Source organism: Mesorhizobium sp. M7A.F.Ca.ET.027.03.2.1 (assembly GCF_003999175.1).
Lineage (GTDB): Bacteria > Pseudomonadota > Alphaproteobacteria > Rhizobiales > Rhizobiaceae > Mesorhizobium.
On the sequence record NZ_RZOM01001808.1, the window covers coordinates 1 to 554 of the forward strand.

Annotated in this window: 1 protein-coding gene; it reads left to right on the forward strand. The window is 67.1% G+C overall.

Translation table 11 applies throughout. The annotated features are described in order from the left end of the window. On the forward strand, positions 1-554 hold a 554-nt coding region (locus EN750_RS38190), incomplete at both ends, for an FAD-binding oxidoreductase (protein ID WP_145968383.1).

The window sequence follows — 554 nt, forward strand, 5'->3', positions numbered from 1 at the left end:
GATTGAGCGCGCCGAACTGACGGCCGGTTCGACCTGGCACGCGGCGGCAGGCTTCCATGCGCTCAACGCCGACCCCAACGTGGCGGCGCTGCAGGACTACACCATCAATCTCTACCGCGAGATCGAGGCAGAATCCGGCTGGGATATCGGCCTGCACATGACCGGCGGCGTCAACATCGCCAGCGATCCCGCGCGCTGGGAGTGGCTGAAATCGGCCTGGGCGGTGTTCCAGTCGGTCGGCATCGAGACCGCGCGCCTTGTCACGCCCGACGAGATCAAGGCGATCTGCCCGATCGTCGACGTCACCGGCGTGCTTGGCGGCCTGCATGATTCCAACGAAGGCCATCTCGACCCGTACGGCACGACGCACGCCTATGCCGGCGCTGCAAAAAAGCGCGGCGCCGACATCATCCTGCGCAACCGGGTCGTCGAGCTGAAGGCGCGCGCCGACGGTCGCTGGGATGTCGTCACGGAGCAGGGCACCATCATCGCCGAGCATGTCGTCAATGCCGGCGGGCTGTGGGCAAAGCAGCTCGGCCGCATGGCCGGCGTCG